The 14,798-nt window shown below is 60.5% G+C and carries 16 protein-coding genes; 8 read left to right on the top strand and 8 right to left on the bottom strand.

Annotated elements, in window-relative coordinates; genetic code table 11:
• The first annotated feature begins 3 nt into the window (after positions 1-3).
• On the top strand, positions 4-687 hold the full coding sequence (locus tag ACN0SY_RS05790; RefSeq protein ID WP_417685268.1) for a class I SAM-dependent methyltransferase: 684 nt from the start codon (positions 4-6) through the stop codon (positions 685-687).
• On the opposite strand, the gene ACN0SY_RS05785 is transcribed toward ACN0SY_RS05790, so the two are convergent.
• Positions 666-1,364: a hypothetical protein gene (locus ACN0SY_RS05785; protein WP_417685267.1), complete on the bottom strand. Its 699-nt coding sequence runs from the start codon at positions 1,362-1,364 to the stop codon at positions 666-668. The genes ACN0SY_RS05790 and ACN0SY_RS05785 overlap by 22 nt on opposite strands.
• A gap of 166 nt (positions 1,365-1,530) precedes the next feature.
• Between ACN0SY_RS05785 and ACN0SY_RS05780 the strand changes: the two genes are divergently transcribed.
• Positions 1,531-2,163, top strand: a complete 633-nt coding sequence (locus tag ACN0SY_RS05780) for a LysE family translocator (RefSeq protein ID WP_417685266.1) — start codon at positions 1,531-1,533, stop codon at positions 2,161-2,163.
• A 42-nt stretch (positions 2,164-2,205) separates the two neighbouring features.
• Here ACN0SY_RS05780 and ACN0SY_RS05775 read toward each other — a convergent pair whose 3' ends face one another.
• The 4 genes from ACN0SY_RS05775 to ACN0SY_RS05760 form a co-directional block, all read right to left on the bottom strand.
• Entirely contained in the window at positions 2,206-2,478 is a 273-nt protein-coding gene (locus ACN0SY_RS05775; RefSeq protein ID WP_417685264.1) for a hypothetical protein, read from the bottom strand.
• Between the two features lie 217 nt (positions 2,479-2,695).
• Complete coding sequence (locus ACN0SY_RS05770; RefSeq protein ID WP_417685262.1) at positions 2,696-3,115, bottom strand: TIGR02301 family protein; 420 nt, start codon at positions 3,113-3,115, stop codon at positions 2,696-2,698.
• A gap of 70 nt (positions 3,116-3,185) precedes the next feature.
• Complete coding sequence (locus ACN0SY_RS05765; RefSeq protein ID WP_417685260.1) at positions 3,186-3,617, bottom strand: NUDIX hydrolase; 432 nt, start codon at positions 3,615-3,617, stop codon at positions 3,186-3,188.
• A 45-nt stretch (positions 3,618-3,662) separates the two neighbouring features.
• Positions 3,663-4,172 (bottom strand): hypothetical protein, encoded by a 510-nt coding sequence (locus tag ACN0SY_RS05760; protein ID WP_417685259.1) that lies wholly within the window; start codon positions 4,170-4,172, stop codon positions 3,663-3,665.
• 82 nt (positions 4,173-4,254) lie between these two features.
• On the opposite strand from ACN0SY_RS05760, the gene ACN0SY_RS05755 reads away from it, so the two are divergent.
• Both ACN0SY_RS05755 and ACN0SY_RS05750 read left to right on the top strand, forming a co-directional pair.
• Positions 4,255-4,992, top strand: coding sequence for an SOS response-associated peptidase (locus ACN0SY_RS05755; RefSeq protein ID WP_417685257.1), 738 nt, complete (start codon positions 4,255-4,257; stop codon positions 4,990-4,992).
• A gap of 80 nt (positions 4,993-5,072) precedes the next feature.
• Positions 5,073-5,921, top strand: a complete 849-nt coding sequence (locus ACN0SY_RS05750) for a methyltransferase domain-containing protein (RefSeq protein ID WP_417685255.1) — start codon at positions 5,073-5,075, stop codon at positions 5,919-5,921.
• Between the two features lie 165 nt (positions 5,922-6,086).
• Here the strand turns inward: ACN0SY_RS05750 and dnaA are convergent, their stop codons facing one another.
• The 3 genes from dnaA to ACN0SY_RS05735 form a co-directional block, all read right to left on the bottom strand.
• Entirely contained in the window at positions 6,087-7,562 is a 1,476-nt protein-coding gene (dnaA, locus tag ACN0SY_RS05745; RefSeq protein WP_417685253.1) for a chromosomal replication initiator protein DnaA, read from the bottom strand.
• A gap of 723 nt (positions 7,563-8,285) precedes the next feature.
• Positions 8,286-8,720, bottom strand: a complete 435-nt coding sequence (locus ACN0SY_RS05740; RefSeq protein ID WP_417685251.1) for a glyoxalase superfamily protein — start codon at positions 8,718-8,720, stop codon at positions 8,286-8,288.
• A gap of 239 nt (positions 8,721-8,959) precedes the next feature.
• Complete coding sequence (locus ACN0SY_RS05735; RefSeq protein WP_417685249.1) at positions 8,960-10,372, bottom strand: FAD-binding oxidoreductase; 1,413 nt, start codon at positions 10,370-10,372, stop codon at positions 8,960-8,962.
• A gap of 172 nt (positions 10,373-10,544) precedes the next feature.
• Between ACN0SY_RS05735 and fabI the strand changes: the two genes are divergently transcribed.
• The 4 genes from fabI to aroC all read left to right on the top strand — a co-directional run bounded on the left by fabI (position 10,545) and on the right by aroC (position 14,748).
• Positions 10,545-11,363 carry an enoyl-ACP reductase FabI gene (fabI, locus tag ACN0SY_RS05730; protein WP_417685247.1) on the top strand — a complete coding sequence of 273 codons (819 nt, stop codon included), beginning with the start codon at positions 10,545-10,547 and terminating at the stop codon, positions 11,361-11,363.
• Positions 11,364-11,516: 153 nt separating this feature from the next.
• Complete coding sequence (locus tag ACN0SY_RS05725; RefSeq protein ID WP_417685245.1) at positions 11,517-12,137, top strand: histidine phosphatase family protein; 621 nt, start codon at positions 11,517-11,519, stop codon at positions 12,135-12,137.
• Positions 12,138-12,254: 117 nt separating this feature from the next.
• Positions 12,255-13,442, top strand: a complete 1,188-nt coding sequence (locus tag ACN0SY_RS05720) for a DUF3095 domain-containing protein (RefSeq protein ID WP_417685244.1) — start codon at positions 12,255-12,257, stop codon at positions 13,440-13,442.
• A gap of 220 nt (positions 13,443-13,662) precedes the next feature.
• Complete coding sequence (aroC, locus tag ACN0SY_RS05715; protein ID WP_417685242.1) at positions 13,663-14,748, top strand: chorismate synthase; 1,086 nt, start codon at positions 13,663-13,665, stop codon at positions 14,746-14,748.
• The last annotated feature ends 50 nt before the right edge of the window (positions 14,749-14,798 follow it).

Raw genomic sequence — 14,798 nt, 5'->3', positions numbered from 1 at the left:
CCCATGTCTGCGAGCACGGAGACCGCACGGCTGATGGACGCCGTGTACCGGAACCAGCGTCACATCTACGATGTGACCCGCAAGTATTACCTGCTCGGGCGGGACCTGCTCGTCGACAGGCTTGCGCCGGGACAGGACGCGCATGTCCTGGAACTCGGTTGCGGCACCGGGCGCAATCTTATCGCTGCTGCACGGCGTTACCCGTCCGCCCGTTTTTACGGTGTCGATATTTCAAGCCACATGCTGGAAACCGCGCGGGCCAATATCGCGCGTGCGGGGCTCTCCGGTCGCATCCTGCTGGCAAAGGGCGATGCGTCTGATCCTGGGGCGGCCGATGTCTTCGGAGTTCGGGCGTTCGACCGCGTGTTCTATTCCTACACCCTGTCGATGATCCCGGTGTGGCGCGAGGCGCTGGAGGCGGGCGCGTCGCGCCTTGCAGCCGGCGGGCGCTTGTCGGTCGTCGACTTCGGCCAGCAGGATCGGCTTCCCTCAGCGTTCAGGGGCCTGTTGCATGCCTGGTTGCGTCAATTCCATGTGACGCCGCGCCAGGACCTTGGCGACCGGCTTGCCAGCCTTGCCGCAGATCGCAACCGGGTCCTTTCCCTGACCCCGCTTTACCGCGGCTATGCCGTCTATGCGGAAGTAGGCCCGCAAGGCCAGGGGCTCTATTCGCCCGCGACGAAATAGTGCAGCGTGCCGTCCTTGCCGATACCGACCCGGTAGAACAGCCAGGTGCCGAAAGCCTCCATCTCGGCAAAGTCCGCAGCAGTGACGATCCGGTACATCTCGACCTTCTGTTCCTTGCTCAGTTCCGAGAACGGATAGCGGGCGAAATAGGGCCAGATATACATTTCCTGCGCGGTGCCGACATCGGTGTGAATGAAACCCGCGTCCAGCGTGTCGGCAAGGATGGCAAGGATTTCGAGGCCGTGCTCGTCGCCGGAGCTTTCCTTCAGGAATTCGATAGGGTCGCCGATTTCCGTGAGAGAAAGGGTCGGCGGTACCTCGTTGGCCTCGAACACCATACGCAGGCGTTCGACCTCGCCGGAAAGGGCAGCATCGCGAAGCTGTGCGCGCATGCGGGCGACGGGTGGCGGCAGCAGGCCCGCGTCGTAAAGAACGTCGGGAACCGGAAGGTTCTCGGCCACAGCAGTCTCGGTTTCCCTCGGTGCCGTTTCTTCTCCCGCTTCGCCCTCAGACAAGGGGTCCGGGCCCGGCTGCAGCATTTCATCTGCCGAAATACCGCCACTTGCCGGGGCTTCCATTGGCGTGATCAGGATTGTGTCCGTGCGAACTGTCTTCGCCATTGCAGGCACTCCCGCAAGGCAGGTCATGGCAATGAGCGCAAGCAATCGTCTGGACATAAGCTGTTTCCCTTCTTGCCGGAATCGGCAGGTCTTGAATATACGCAAGACAGCCCGTTGGCCACAGGCTCCAGAGCATGTCGGCGGCGCGTGACCAGTATTCGCGAAGCCTGCACCTTTTCATGTGTCCCTTGGACATTCCGGCCAGCTTGAGGATTTTCACGGCGTGAGTTTGTTTCAGTTCCTGCTGCTTGGGATGGTCATAGGCATCATCACAAGTGCACCGGTCGGCCCGGTGAACGTCATGGCCATGCGCCATGCCATCCAGCGTGGAGCCCGCGAGGGGCTCTTGGTCGGGTTCGGTGCGGTGATTGCCGACGTGATCTATGCCACTGTCGCCATATTCGGCGTCTCGGTCGTGACAGGTTTCATCGAGGGCCAGGTCGACATCATCAAGCTGCTCGGCGGGGCGCTTCTCGTCGTGTTCGGGGCAAGGGTATTCACCTCGCACCCGCACCTGGAAAAGGAGACAAGCGCCGCTGACTTGTGGAGCGATGCCACGGGCGCGTTCTTCCTCACGCTCACCAATCCTGGCGCGGTGCTCGGTTTCATCGCGATCATTGGCGGGCTTGGGTCGTGGCGTCCGGCCGCAGCAGATCATTTCGGAGCCGCTGCCATGGTCGCGGGCGTCGCCCTTGGGGCAACGGCGTGGTGGGCGCTTATCTCGTCGCTGGTCAGCCGTTTCAGTGCACGGCTGGACGATCGCTGGCTGGAAAAGGCAAACCGTATTGCCGGAACTCTTTTGGTCCTCTTCGGCCTACTTGTCTTTGCAGACCTGGCCCTGGCAATCCTGAACTAGAACGTGATGGGGAACGAAGGGGCGGGATAACCCGTCCGGTCGTTATTGCAGGATACGGTTGACAGTGTAATCGCCGCGCTGGATGCGTTCCGGCAGACCTTCGGCCAGCTTCGCAACTGCATCTTCGCCATATGTGGCAACAAGGTCGGCAAGGGCGGTGAACATCGCCGCATGAGCGACTGCATCGGCGTCAACGCCGCAGGCGATCGCTTCGGCCCAAGCATCGGAAATGAAGCCGAGCGCAGCGCGCCGGATGTCCTCGTCTTCAGCGAACTCAGCTTCCATTGCCGCATCTGAGAAGTCGTCGTGTGTCATTCGTTCCCTTACCGGTCTTGAGCTTCCGCAAGACGGCCATTTCAGGACACCCTGCGTTCCGGAATCACCTCTGGGTTGCTTTCCGAATCTCTTGATAAAAATCCTAACACGGCGAACCGTGCGGATAACCAACCGTGAACACAAACTTAATGGCCACCCACAAAATTGATTAAAAAGGTTAACCAATCGGTAAGAAGTAACGCCGGGGTTCTGCGGATTATCGTCCGTAGCGGCTGGTGACGTCGCGAATGAGGGTCTGGCCCTCGCTCACATACTGTTCCATTGCGAGACGGGCCGACGCTGTGCAGGTGCGGTAAACCGATGAAAAACCACGATGTCCCTGGTTGAAACGCTCGATGAAACGGCGTCGCCGGTTCTCGTCGACGGTCTCGGCATCAAGGAATGTCGCCATCTGGTCTCGCCAGCTGGGGATATCGGCGTGGTCGCAAAGCGGGCGCAGGAAATGCAATGCGCCGAGGACTTCCGACAGGCGCATGAGCGACTCTTCGTAAGGGGGCGCGTCAGGCAATTCCTGAGCCTTGGCGGACGTAACAAGGGTCACTGCCATGAGTGCCGCAGTGCCGGCAAGCAGGGCAGCGAAACGGATGCGGTAACGCCTTGTTAAGAAATCGCTCATGGCCGGATCATGCGCATCAGGAGGGGGGCTGCGCAAGAGCGGGAACGGGCTCAGTCGGGGAAATCCCCGGTCAGCGCCTTTGCAGCAGTCGCCTGATCCGTTCCGGAGTGCCCGGCGTGGTCAAGAGCTGGTCCAGTTCGGTCATGCCCATCCACCGGGCATCGCCCGCATCGTCTCCTGCCTGAAGTGTCCCGCCGTCAAATTCGGCGCAAAACACGGCAAGAACGAAGTGGCTGCGCACACGGCCGTCTGGATCTCGCTGAATGCTGTCGAATGTTTCCGCCGGAGTTGTGAAGCAGGCCCGCACGCCGGTTTCTTCCATCAGTTCGCGGGCGGCGGCCTCATGAAGATGCTCGCCGACGTCGACGAGGCCGCCCGGCAAGCTCCAGTGCCCCTCATAAGGCGGCTTGCTGCGCCGGATGAGAATGAACTCGTCCTGCCGGTGGCACAGTACGCTGACGCCAAGCAACGGAATCGGGGGGTAAAGGCGGGGTATGTCCATGCAAGCCGTTGGTGCTGATCGGGTGATTTTCGCGACAGCTTAGCGCTAAGCGAACATCGCGTCGATTTCGGCCTGGGCCTTGTCGCCTTCCAGCTGGAGGTCCGGTTTGACGTGTCCGTGAATGACACCGCTGGCGAGCGAGATTAGTGGCTTGATCTTGTTGGTCGCAAGGTCGGCAATCTGCATGGCAACCATTGCCGGTTCGGGGGTTACCTTCAGAAGGTTCTGGGCTTCCAGAACGGCGGCATCGATTTCCGCGACGCGGCGCTCAAGATGGGTCCGTAACTGGACGGGCGCTGCATGAAATGCCTGGATGGCAAGCTGTTTCTCGGAGAAGGTGGAGTTCTCGAAATGGGTCTCGTAGTCGGCCGGTTCCCAGTCGAGAACGTCAGCGGCGCAATCCGGCATTGCCGGCAGCATCTCGAGCAACATCACGACCTCATTGAAATGATTGAGGTAGTCTGTTGCGAGGCCGGTCTTCGAGTTGATATTGGCTTGTTCCAGTTTATCGGCGGCGAGCGGCCCGACGCCTAGAACTGGATCACCGCTGTCCATATCTTACCCCCGGAGAATGAATTCAAGGTCAAGCTAAACTGTCTTTGTTGCCAATTGCCTAACTTCATGACAGGAACAAATGATGTGCGGTCGTTTTACATTGGAAGCTACACCCGAAGACGTTCGGGCGCTCTGTCGCTACCTCGAGCAGCCGAACTTCCCGCCGCGCTACAATATTGCCCCGACACAGCCCATCGCGACGGTCCGGAATGAACATGGCGGCCGCCATTTCGCGCTTGTCCGCTGGGGGCTGATTCCTTCCTGGGTGAAGGATCCGGCCAACTTTACCCTGCTGATCAATGCCCGCTCCGAAACTGCGGCGACAAAGCCGTCATTCCGGAACCCGATGAAGCATCACCGTTGCCTCATCCCCGCTTCCGGTTTCTATGAATGGTGCCGTACGCCGGAGGGCAAGCAGCCCTTCTACATGACACCGGCCGATGGCGGGCTCATGGCCTTCGCCGGTTTGTGGGAGACCTGGTCGGATCCCGACGGCGGCGACATGGACACCGGCGCGATCCTGACGACCGAGGCCAACCGGTCCATCTCCCGCATCCACAATCGCATGCCTGCGATCCTGATGCCGGAGGATTTCGACGCATGGCTCGACACCGGCAATATCATGGTGCGGGACGCGGCCAAGCTCCTGCGTCCTGCGCCGGAGGACTTCCTCAAGGCGACCCCGGTGTCCAGGCGGGTCAATTCCGTCGCTAATGACGATGCCGACCTGACGGTAGAAACCAGCGAGAGCGAACCGCTCCCTGCGGTCAAGCCCGGGAAGAAAACTCCGCCGTCCACCGATCAGCTTGACCTGTTCTGATCTTTCTCCGGCCGCAATCGTAAAACCCGTCGCCTGGGTGTTGGCATTGGCGCCCGGTGGCGGTTAAGAGGGCGCATGACATGCGCAGCGAGCAAGACATGACCGATATCGACGAGGACGCCCTGGCCGAGGCCTACAAGAAGGGCCTGGAGCTGGAAAAAAGCGGTGATCTTGATGGAGCGGAGGCCGAATACCGCAAGGCCTTGGCGTTGGATCCGTCCGACCCCGGCGGTGTCAGCATCCGTCTGGCGGCGATGGGCCGCGAAGCTGCGCCCGAACGCATGCCGGAAGCCTATGTGGCAACGCTTTTCGACCAGCACGCCGACGTGTTCGACGACATTTTGGTGGATCAGCTCGGATATTGCGTGCCGATCCTGTTGCGCGAGAAGGTGCGCGAACTTGGGCTCGGTCCTTTCGACCGGCTTCTCGATCTGGGCTGCGGCACTGGCCTGACCGGTATTTCCTTTTCGGACTGCACTAACCACATGACCGGCGTCGACCTGTCGGAGCAGATCGTCGAGGTGGCCTATGACCGCGAGGTCTACGAGGATCTCTATGTCGGTGAGGCAGTCTCGTTCCTGGAAGAGTTCGAGGAAGAAGACGGGTCGACGCCGCTGTGGGACTTCATTGCAGCAACGGATGTCTTCCCGTATCTCGGCGCGATCGAGCCTATGGTCACCGCTGCCGCCGCACGACTTGAACCAAGGGGCTTTTTCGCGTTTTCGACCGAAACTCTGCCTGAAGATGTTCTCAGCGGGCGCGACTACATGGTCGGCCGCAAGCAACGCTTTGCCCAATCTGAGTCATATTTGAGACGCGTGCTAGGCGCCGAGGGCTTCGCAATCCTGTCGCTCGACCCGATTACCGTGCGTCTGGAGGATGGTGAGCCGGTTCCCGGCCACATGATCATTGCCCGCAAGCTGTCCTGAGGCCTTTGCCCCAACGAGGCTGAACCTGGCAGGCAAAAAGGGAAAACGGGCGAAGACAGTGTCTCCGCCCGTCGTGACCGGCCTGACAGCCCCCGGACCGGTCGCCGCCTCTAGGCTCCCCAGACGCTGGAGGTCAATTGCGTCCGGAGCCTGGTTCGGGGTGGCTCAGCCCTGTGACAGGCGCTTCAGCAACGCCAGTTCCTGTGCCAGGGCGGTGTCCTTCTTCGACTGCGCGTCGATCTTGCGAACCGCATGCAGCACCGTCGTGTGATCCCGGCCGCCGAAGCGTTTGCCGATCTCCGGCAAAGAACGCGGGGTCATGATTTTCGACAGGTACATGGCGATCTGTCTCGGACGCACCAGATTGCGGGCCCGGCACGACGACAGCAGGTCGTTCTTGCTGATGTTGTAGTGCTTGCAAACAGCCTGTTGGATGTCCTCGATCTTGATGTTGCGCTTTTCACCGGAGCGCACCAGATCATTGAGGATCTTGTCCGCCAGATAGGGCGTGATTGCCTGCGACGTCAGCTGGTGATGTGCGAACAGGCGGTTGATGGCCCCTTCCAGGTCACGCCCGCAGGCGGTCACGTGGCAGGCAATGTAGTCGACGACCTCGCGGGGAATGTCGAAGGTCGGCATGGCCTTGCGTGCCGCCGCGATCCTGCTCAGCAGGATGCCCTTGCGGAGCGCGAAGTCAGGTGCCTGAACGTTTGCCACGACCCCGTCGCACAGACGCTGGCGCAGCCTGCTTTCGACCGTGTCCAGGGCCTGAGGCGGACGATCCGCAGCCACGATGACGTGCCGGACCGGTTCCATGAGCATGTTCAGCGTGTCGCAGAACTCTTCCTGAGCCTGCTTGCCGTGCAGGAACTGCATGTCATCGACCAGGAGGATGTCGATCCTCGACAACATCTTCTTCAGCGCCGGGAAGGAGCGCGACTTCAGCGCCGGCACCAGGTGATACATGAAGTACTCTGCCGTCAGGTAGGAGACGGTCAGCCCGTTTGCGCGCGCGGTCCGTGCAACCGCGTGCAGGAGGTGCGTCTTGCCGAAGCCGACGGATGCGTGGATGTAGAGCAGGTCCAGATCTGACGCCTGGCCGCCGGCGATCTTGCGCGCTGCCTCGAAAGCAAGCCCGTTGGAATCGCCTTCGACGAATGTGTCGAAGGTGTTGCGCGGATTGACCGGAGCGCCCTGAAGGAACTCCATCAGCGTGTTTTCATCCGCATCGCCAAGGGCGATCGGCACCTGCGGGTACCGGATTGCCTCGGGAAGATGCGTGTTCACGTAACCGGCGCGGCCCGTCCCCGGGAGGGAGGGAACGGGACGGGCGCCGGTATGCATGCGGGGTTGCGCCGTCGAATGGTGGCGTGGACGCAACGCCCCGCGGACGATCAGCTCAATGCCGCTAACGTCCTCGCATTCTGTTTGCCAGAGGTCGACCAGCTGGTCTTCGTAATGTGACTTGATCCAGTTCTTCAGGAAACGCGTCGGTACGGAAAGCCGTACGATATCTCCTGTATTTTCCTCGAGAATGACGCGACCGAACCAGTTGAAATACGCGTCATCGCCAAGTTCGGCTCTGAGTTTTGTTTTTACCCGATCCCAGCGATCGGTCCCATTGATGCCTTGAACTTGCATACTCGCCTCCTGAAAAGGAAAGCGGCCCAACTCACCCGCTTGTTGTTATTTGAGAGGCATCGGCTTCTGCGCCGTTGGGAGCCTCCCGGTTCTTGCGGTTATCCGCAGTCTTGAGTTACCGACGTTCCCGGCGCCATCCTGAGCGCAAGCCGTCTTTTTCCACGTGCACATGGTATTCGCAGGTTCATCGCAAGGTTGCCGTGATTGGTCTTGTTGGTTCCCGATGCAACCTTTGATGAAATGCCGACAGGGTAAGGTTGTTTGGATTTATCCCTGTCAGTTTTTCGCCTTGATATAAATTCCGGTGCTGGCTCCTCTTTCGTTAACTTATCCTGTCAACCATTGTTGTTTACGATTTCTAAGTATTGAACAGGTTTTTTCACGAAATCAAAAAAAAAGTTAAATATCCGAACAATTTACGAGCATGCGCCAGCCATGGCGGCTCATGCCTTGTCACAAATGACGCATGACGTTGCGGTATTTTCACCCAAAGCCGGGTGTGTATGAAGGTGATTGAGGGGCGTACCGCAGAAAAAAGCGACGATTTGCCCTTGCCTTCGTTAACTCTTTTGAGGAATCGGCAAGGTTGGAAATCCCTCGTAAGATATGACGGTGATTTGCTTTTTTGCGCTGTGAGGGTTAACGGCCGTTCTGTGTTCGGCAGCCATGTGCGCGCTGGCTGCCGTCGCAACCAGCGCGTGCTTTTCACTCTCGCCGAGGTGCCTAGGCGATGGTCATGTGCGGCCGCCCATCCGACGTCGTCTCGCTTGTGCGTCCATCCGCATCGAGTGTCACCGTGACCCGGTGCCTGAAGGCTGAGAAACTGTCGAAGGTGACGACATCGACCGGCTCATCGAACAGGATTGTCACCCTGGTTCTGCTCTGAGCAAGGGCAGTTGCCGAAATGATCTGCCCGCTGAAAGCCTGGCGCAGGTAGGTGCCCTTGACCCTGGCGCCGAGAGACAGGGTCTTTTCGGCTCTGTTGCCCTTAGCGGCAAACAGCGTATTCCAGTCGCGAAAACCGTATTGGCGCGCGATCAGGTCAAGCGACTGGCCGTGGCTGGGAGGAGGGCTGTCGGCGTCGGAAAGAGCGGAGCGAAGCCGTTTGGCCTGCGCTTTCAGATCCTCGATTGAGGGGAGCTGTGAGGAACCAGTCATGGAACGAGCCTTTCGCTGTCATGCAGGCGTTCCGGGATGGGGCTCGCATTGCCATCGGCCTGCAAAAAGCAAAGGCTGAAGTTCAGTCCTCCCTGTGCGAATGCGCGGGGAGCAAAGGAATTCACCAAGAGCATCATGCCCGCGAGCGGCAGGGACCTTCGACCCGGGACGTGGAATAGAAAACGGGCGGCCTTTCGTCAAGACCGCCCGTCCTTCATTGCCACGTGCTTGCGTCCTGTTCAGAGGACGCGGTCCGGATTGAGCAGGCCCTTGGGATCGAAGGCGTCCTTGATCCGGCGCATCAGATCCAGTTCCAGCTCGCTCTTGACGCCCTTCAGAAGGTCGCGTTTCAGGCGGCCAATGCCGTGCTCAGCGGAGATCGATCCGCCGAACTCGTGGACGATGCCGTGCACGATCTCGTTCATGGCATCCCACTTCGCAAGGTACTCTTCCTTGTCGGCGCCGATCGGCTGGCTGACGTTGAAATGGATGTTGCCGTCGCCAAGGTGGCCGAAGGGCACAGGGCGGCAGCCCGGAACGAAGTCCTGAACGGCGGCAATGGCCTTGTCGAGAAAGTCCGGGATCAGTGCGACCGGCACGGAAACGTCGTGCTTGATCGAGCCGCCTTCTTCCTTCTGCACTTCCGACATCCCATGGCGGATGTGCCAGAAGTCCGCGACCTGCTGCATCGCCTGTGCGAAAGCCGCGTCTTCCACGAGGCCTGCCTCGAAGGCTTCACCGAGGATCGATTCCATCAGGTCGCGCACCGGGAAGGCTTCCGAGCCGCTCGACAGTTCCATCAGGACATACCAGGCGTGCTCCCCTTCCAGCGGGTCGCGGGCGCCCTGAAGGTGGGAGACGCAGAACTCGAGCCCGACGCGCGGCATGATCTCGAAGCCGGTCAGTACGGGGCCGGCTTGTGCCTTGGCAGCCGAGAACAGCTTCAGCGCCGCATGCGGATCGCTCAGTCCGATGAAAGCCGCTTCCAGCTTCTTCGGCTTGGGGAAAAGCTTCAGCGCAGCGGCCGTAATAATCCCCAGGGTACCCTCGCCACCGATAAACAATTGTTTCAAATCATAACCGGTATTGTCCTTGCGAAGGGTTCGCAGGCCGTTCCAGATGTCGCCGTTGGGCATGACCACTTCGAGGCCGAGAACCAGGTCGCGGGTGTTGCCATAGGCCAGGACGGCGGTGCCGCCGGCATTGGTGGAAATGTTGCCGCCGATCTGACAGGAGCCCTGCGCACCGAGGGCGAGCGGGAAAAGACGATCCACCTTTTCGGCTTCATTCTGGAGCGTTTCGAGCACGACGCCGCTGTCGACCGTGATGGTGAAACCGTCCGGATCGACGGCCCGGACCTTGTTCATCCGGCCGAGCGAGAGAACGATTTCGTCCCCGGTTTCCAAGGGAATCTGTCCCCCGACCAGACCTGTGTTGCCGCCCTGCGGAATGATCTTGATGTCATTGTCGTAGGCATATTTCATCACGGCGCTGACTTCACCGGTCGACCCCGGGCGAAGCACCATCGGAGTCACACCCTGATAGAGATCGCGCCATTCCCGGAGGTAGGGGGCCTTGTCTTCCGGTGCGGTCAGGACATTCGCGGCGCCGATGATTTCGGCAAAGCGGTCGGCATGGGGATTTCGCTCCATGAGCGCATTTCCTCGTCTTCGAAGGGGGTGATTTTGGCCGGTAACATAGTGGCAAGATTTGCTCCCGTCGACGCTTCATTACCGTCCCCGGCGTCTTGAAGGAAATTGGGCACTGTGCCATAGGAGGCCAGCCCGGTGCAGGGTGGTTACTGAAATCCTTCTGGAGATGAAGATGGCGGATACGCGTGGACTGATGAACGGCAAACGCGGACTGATCATGGGCGTGGCAAACAATCGGTCTATCGCCTGGGGCATTGCCAAGGCATTGAGCGATGCAGGTGCCGAGTTGGCCCTGACCTATCAGGGAGACGCCTTGAAGAAGCGCGTCGAGCCGCTCGCCGATCAGCTGGGTGCGTTCGTTGCCGGCCACTGCGATGTCACCGATCCCGCCAGCATCGACGCGGTGTTCAAGGCGCTGGAAGACAAGTGGGGCAAGATCGATTTCCTTGTCCACGCCGTTGCCTTCTCCGACAAGGACGAACTCACCGGCCGTTATGTCGACACCACGTCCGACAACTTCAACCGCACCATGGACATCTCCGTCTATTCGCTGACCGCTGTCACCCAGCGCGCCGAAAAGCTCATGGACGACGGCGGCTCCATCCTGACGCTGACCTACTACGGCGCGGAAAAGGTCATGCCGCACTACAACGTCATGGGTGTTGCCAAGGCGGCGCTTGAAGCCAGCGTCAAGTACCTCGCCATGGACCTCGGCCCGAAGCAGATCCGCGTAAACGCGATTTCCGCCGGCCCGATCAAGACGCTTGCTGCCTCCGGCATCGGCGACTTCCGCTACATTCTGAAGTGGAACGAGTACAACGCTCCGCTGCGCCGCACGGTCACCATCGAGGAAGTTGGCGACAGCGCCCTGTTCCTTCTTTCCGACATGGGCCGCGGTGTCACCGGCGAGATCCAGCATGTCGACTGCGGCTACAACATCGTCGGCATGAAGGCGGTCGATGCGCCGGACATATCGGTGGTCAAGGACTGATCCATTCAAAGGCCGGCGCTCTGCCGGCCTTTTCTTTTGCAGCGCCGTTGTCCTCCATGCTGGCCGTCATCATTTGTTGACGCCTAGGCTTCAGTCTTGGCTGCACCCGCGACAAGCACCACATGTGTCCTGCCAAAAGCTCACCGAATGCCAATGACCCGTTCCCTGCCCAAGCTTCATGATCCCGAATTCCTGATCTTCATTCGCCACGGCCAGACCGACTGGAATGCGGAAGGCCGCATGCAGGGGCAAAAGGACATTCCGCTGAATGCGACCGGAGAGGGGCAGGCCCGCGGCAATGGCGAGCGGCTCGGCGGCTTCCTGGCAGCAGAAGGTCTCGACGCGGCAGATTTTGATTTCGTATCCTCGCCTCTGGGCCGGACCCGCAGAACCATGGAGCTTGTTCGCTCTGCCATGGGCCTGGATGCCGGAAGATATCGCCTCGACGACCAGCTCAAGGAAATTACCTTCGGTCACTGGGAAGGCAGCACGCTTGAAGAACTGGCCGATACCGCGCCGGATCTGGTCCAGGCACGCCGCGAAGACAAATGGGGTTTCGCCCCTCCCGCAGGTGAGAGCTACGAGATGCTCACCGAACGCATCGGGAAATGGCTGATCACTGTCGTTTCCCCCAGCATCGTCGTCGCCCATGGCGGTGTCTTCCGGGCTCTGCGTGGACTGCTCGAAGGGATGGAGATCGCTCGTGTTCCCAAGCTCGACGTTCCGCAGGACAAGGTCTTCATCTGGCGTCAGGGCGGATTTAGCTGGATTTGACGGACATCTTCCGGATGTAATCGGCACCGGACACATGAACGTGAACGGCGTATTGCTGCCGGGCGTCATCGATTTGTCCTGCCTTTTCGTAAGCATGGGCATGATCGGGACGCACTCATGACAATTTCCAGTGACGCATTTTACCGCGACCTTGCTGCTTTTTCGGACTTCGCCGAAGTCGGAACCCTGCGCGACTACAAGCCGTTGCCGGAAGATTGGGTCGTTCTTTGTGCCGACATCGTGCGCTCTCGCGATGCCATTGCGGCCGGTCGCTACAAGGACGTGAATTTCGTTGGCGCCGCGGTGATATCGGCGGTGCTCAATGTTGTCGGCAAGGATGATGTGCCATTCGTATTCGGCGGCGACGGTGCCATGCTGATGGTCCCGGCAAGCGCCGTCGCAGCCGGTCGTCAGGCCTTGTCAGGGTTGCAGCAGATCGCCGCCGATGAAACCGGTCTGCAACTTCGGGGCGCCGCAATCCCGGTCGCCCGTCTCAGGAGCGCCGGAAAGGACGTACTCGTCCGTAAATACGAACTGTCGCGTGGCAATTATCTCGCCATGGTCATCGGTGGTGGTCTGGAACTGGCCGACCAGATCCTGAAGGACGAGACCCTGTGCCGCCCGTTCGTGATCGAGGCCGCCGCCGTGCCCCGGCCCGACCTTTCCGGCCTGTCCTGCAGGTGGGAACCCTTGCCTTCGGAACGGGGACGCGTCGTGGCGCTGATCATGCAGCCTCAACCGCCCGGAGCGGAAGGTCTTGCAAGGGTCGGGCAGCAGATCCAGAAAATTGTCGGCTTCGATCCCTTTGGCAGCGAAGCCGATGCGGCCCAGCATGTAACACGTAGCCGTTTGCGTTTCCGCTTTCCGCCCCGAAACCTTTCGCTTGAAACCCGTTTGGTCGCAAAGGCTGGAAATCGGCTCCGGTTTGGCCTGCGTACTCTCCTGGAATCTCTGGCGGTTATCGTGGCGGCGACGACAGGGATACGGATCGGCCCGCTTGAACCCAAACGCTATTTTGCCGAGCTGTGCCGCAACACCGATCACCGAAAGCTGGACGACAGCCTTCGCATGGTGCTCGATGTCAGCGAGCAACAGTTGGAAGCCCTGAAGGCCTATCTGGAGAGCTCCTATCGCTCAGGCGAACTGGTGTTCGGTCTGCATGAAAGCGACAGCGCGCTGATGACCTGCTTCGTCTCCGACATTTCCGACAGCCGGCACCTTCATTTCATTGATGGCGCCAATGGCGGCTTTGCGCTCGCGGCACAGGACTTCAAGGACCGTCAGGCCCTGAAGGGTGCTGCCTGACAGTGTTCTGACACTGCTGTCTGCGAGGACCGAGAATGCGACCGGTGTCCGGTCCTTGCCGGTCGGCGTGGCAATTGTCTGCCGTAAAGGGGGAAGCGCGGCCGCACCCTCCGCTTGAGGCCATGTCGGGGCTTGAGTAGAGCGGCGTCATGCCGTATCGCTTGCGCCGAGTTTAAAGAATGCCCAGGTACCGGCTCGGGCCCTCAGCGGAAGGCACACCATGTCAGACAATTCCTTTGGCCATCTGTTTCGCGTCACCACTTGGGGCGAAAGCCATGGGCCGGCCATCGGATGTGTCGTCGACGGCTGCCCGCCGCTCATTCCGCTGACCGAGGCCGACATCCAGGGCTTCATGGACAAGCGCAAGCCGGGCCAGTCGAAATACACCACCCAGCGGCGCGAGCCGGACGAGGTGAAGATCCTGTCCGGCGTCATGGTCGATGAGGACGGGGTGCAGAAGACCACCGGCACGCCGATCTCGCTCATGGTCGAAAACACCGACCAGCGTTCCAAGGACTATTCCGAGATCAAGGACCGCTACCGCCCAGGCCATGCCGACTACACCTATGACGCCAAATACGGCATCCGCGACTATCGCGGCGGCGGACGCTCGTCTGCCCGTGAGACGGCCATGCGCGTCGCCGCCGGTGCGGTTGCCCGCAAGGTGATCCCCGGCGTCACGATCCGCGCTGCCCTGGTGCAGATCGGACCGCACAAGATCAACCGCGAGAACTGGGACTGGGCGGAAGTCGACAACAACCCGTTCTTCTGTCCGGACAAGGAAGCGGCAGCTTTCTGGGCCGAATATCTCGACGGCATCCGCAAGTCCGGCTCGTCCGTCGGTGCCGTGATCGAGGTCGTGGCCGAGGGTGTGCCTGTCGGTCTTGGCGCGCCGATCTACGGCAAGCTCGACACGGATATCTCAGCCGCACTGATGTCGATCAACGCGGTCAAGGGCGTGGAGATCGGCAACGGCTTCGAGGCCGCTGAACTGACCGGCGAGGAAAACGCCGACGAGATGCGCATGGGCGCGGATGGCAAGCCGGTGTTCCTGTCCAACAATGCGGGCGGCATCCTGGGCGGCATCGCCAACGGCGATCCGGTCGTCGCGCGCTTTGCGGTCAAGCCGACCTCGTCGATCCTGACCGAGCGCAAGTCGGTCACGCGAAAGGGCGAGGAAGTCGACATCATGACCAAGGGCCGTCATGATCCTTGTGTCGGCATTCGTGCCGTGCCGGTCGGCGAAGCCATGGTCGCCTGTGTGCTGGCGGACCATTTCCTGCGTCATCGCGGTCAGATCGGCTGACGCCCTCAGACGGGTGCTGCGCCTGATCACGTTTTTGCGAGGTCAGGCGC

Source organism: Roseibium sp., from assembly GCF_048261595.1.
GTDB lineage: Bacteria > Pseudomonadota > Alphaproteobacteria > Rhizobiales > Stappiaceae > Roseibium.
This window is presented reverse-complemented; position numbering and strand designations above follow the sequence as displayed.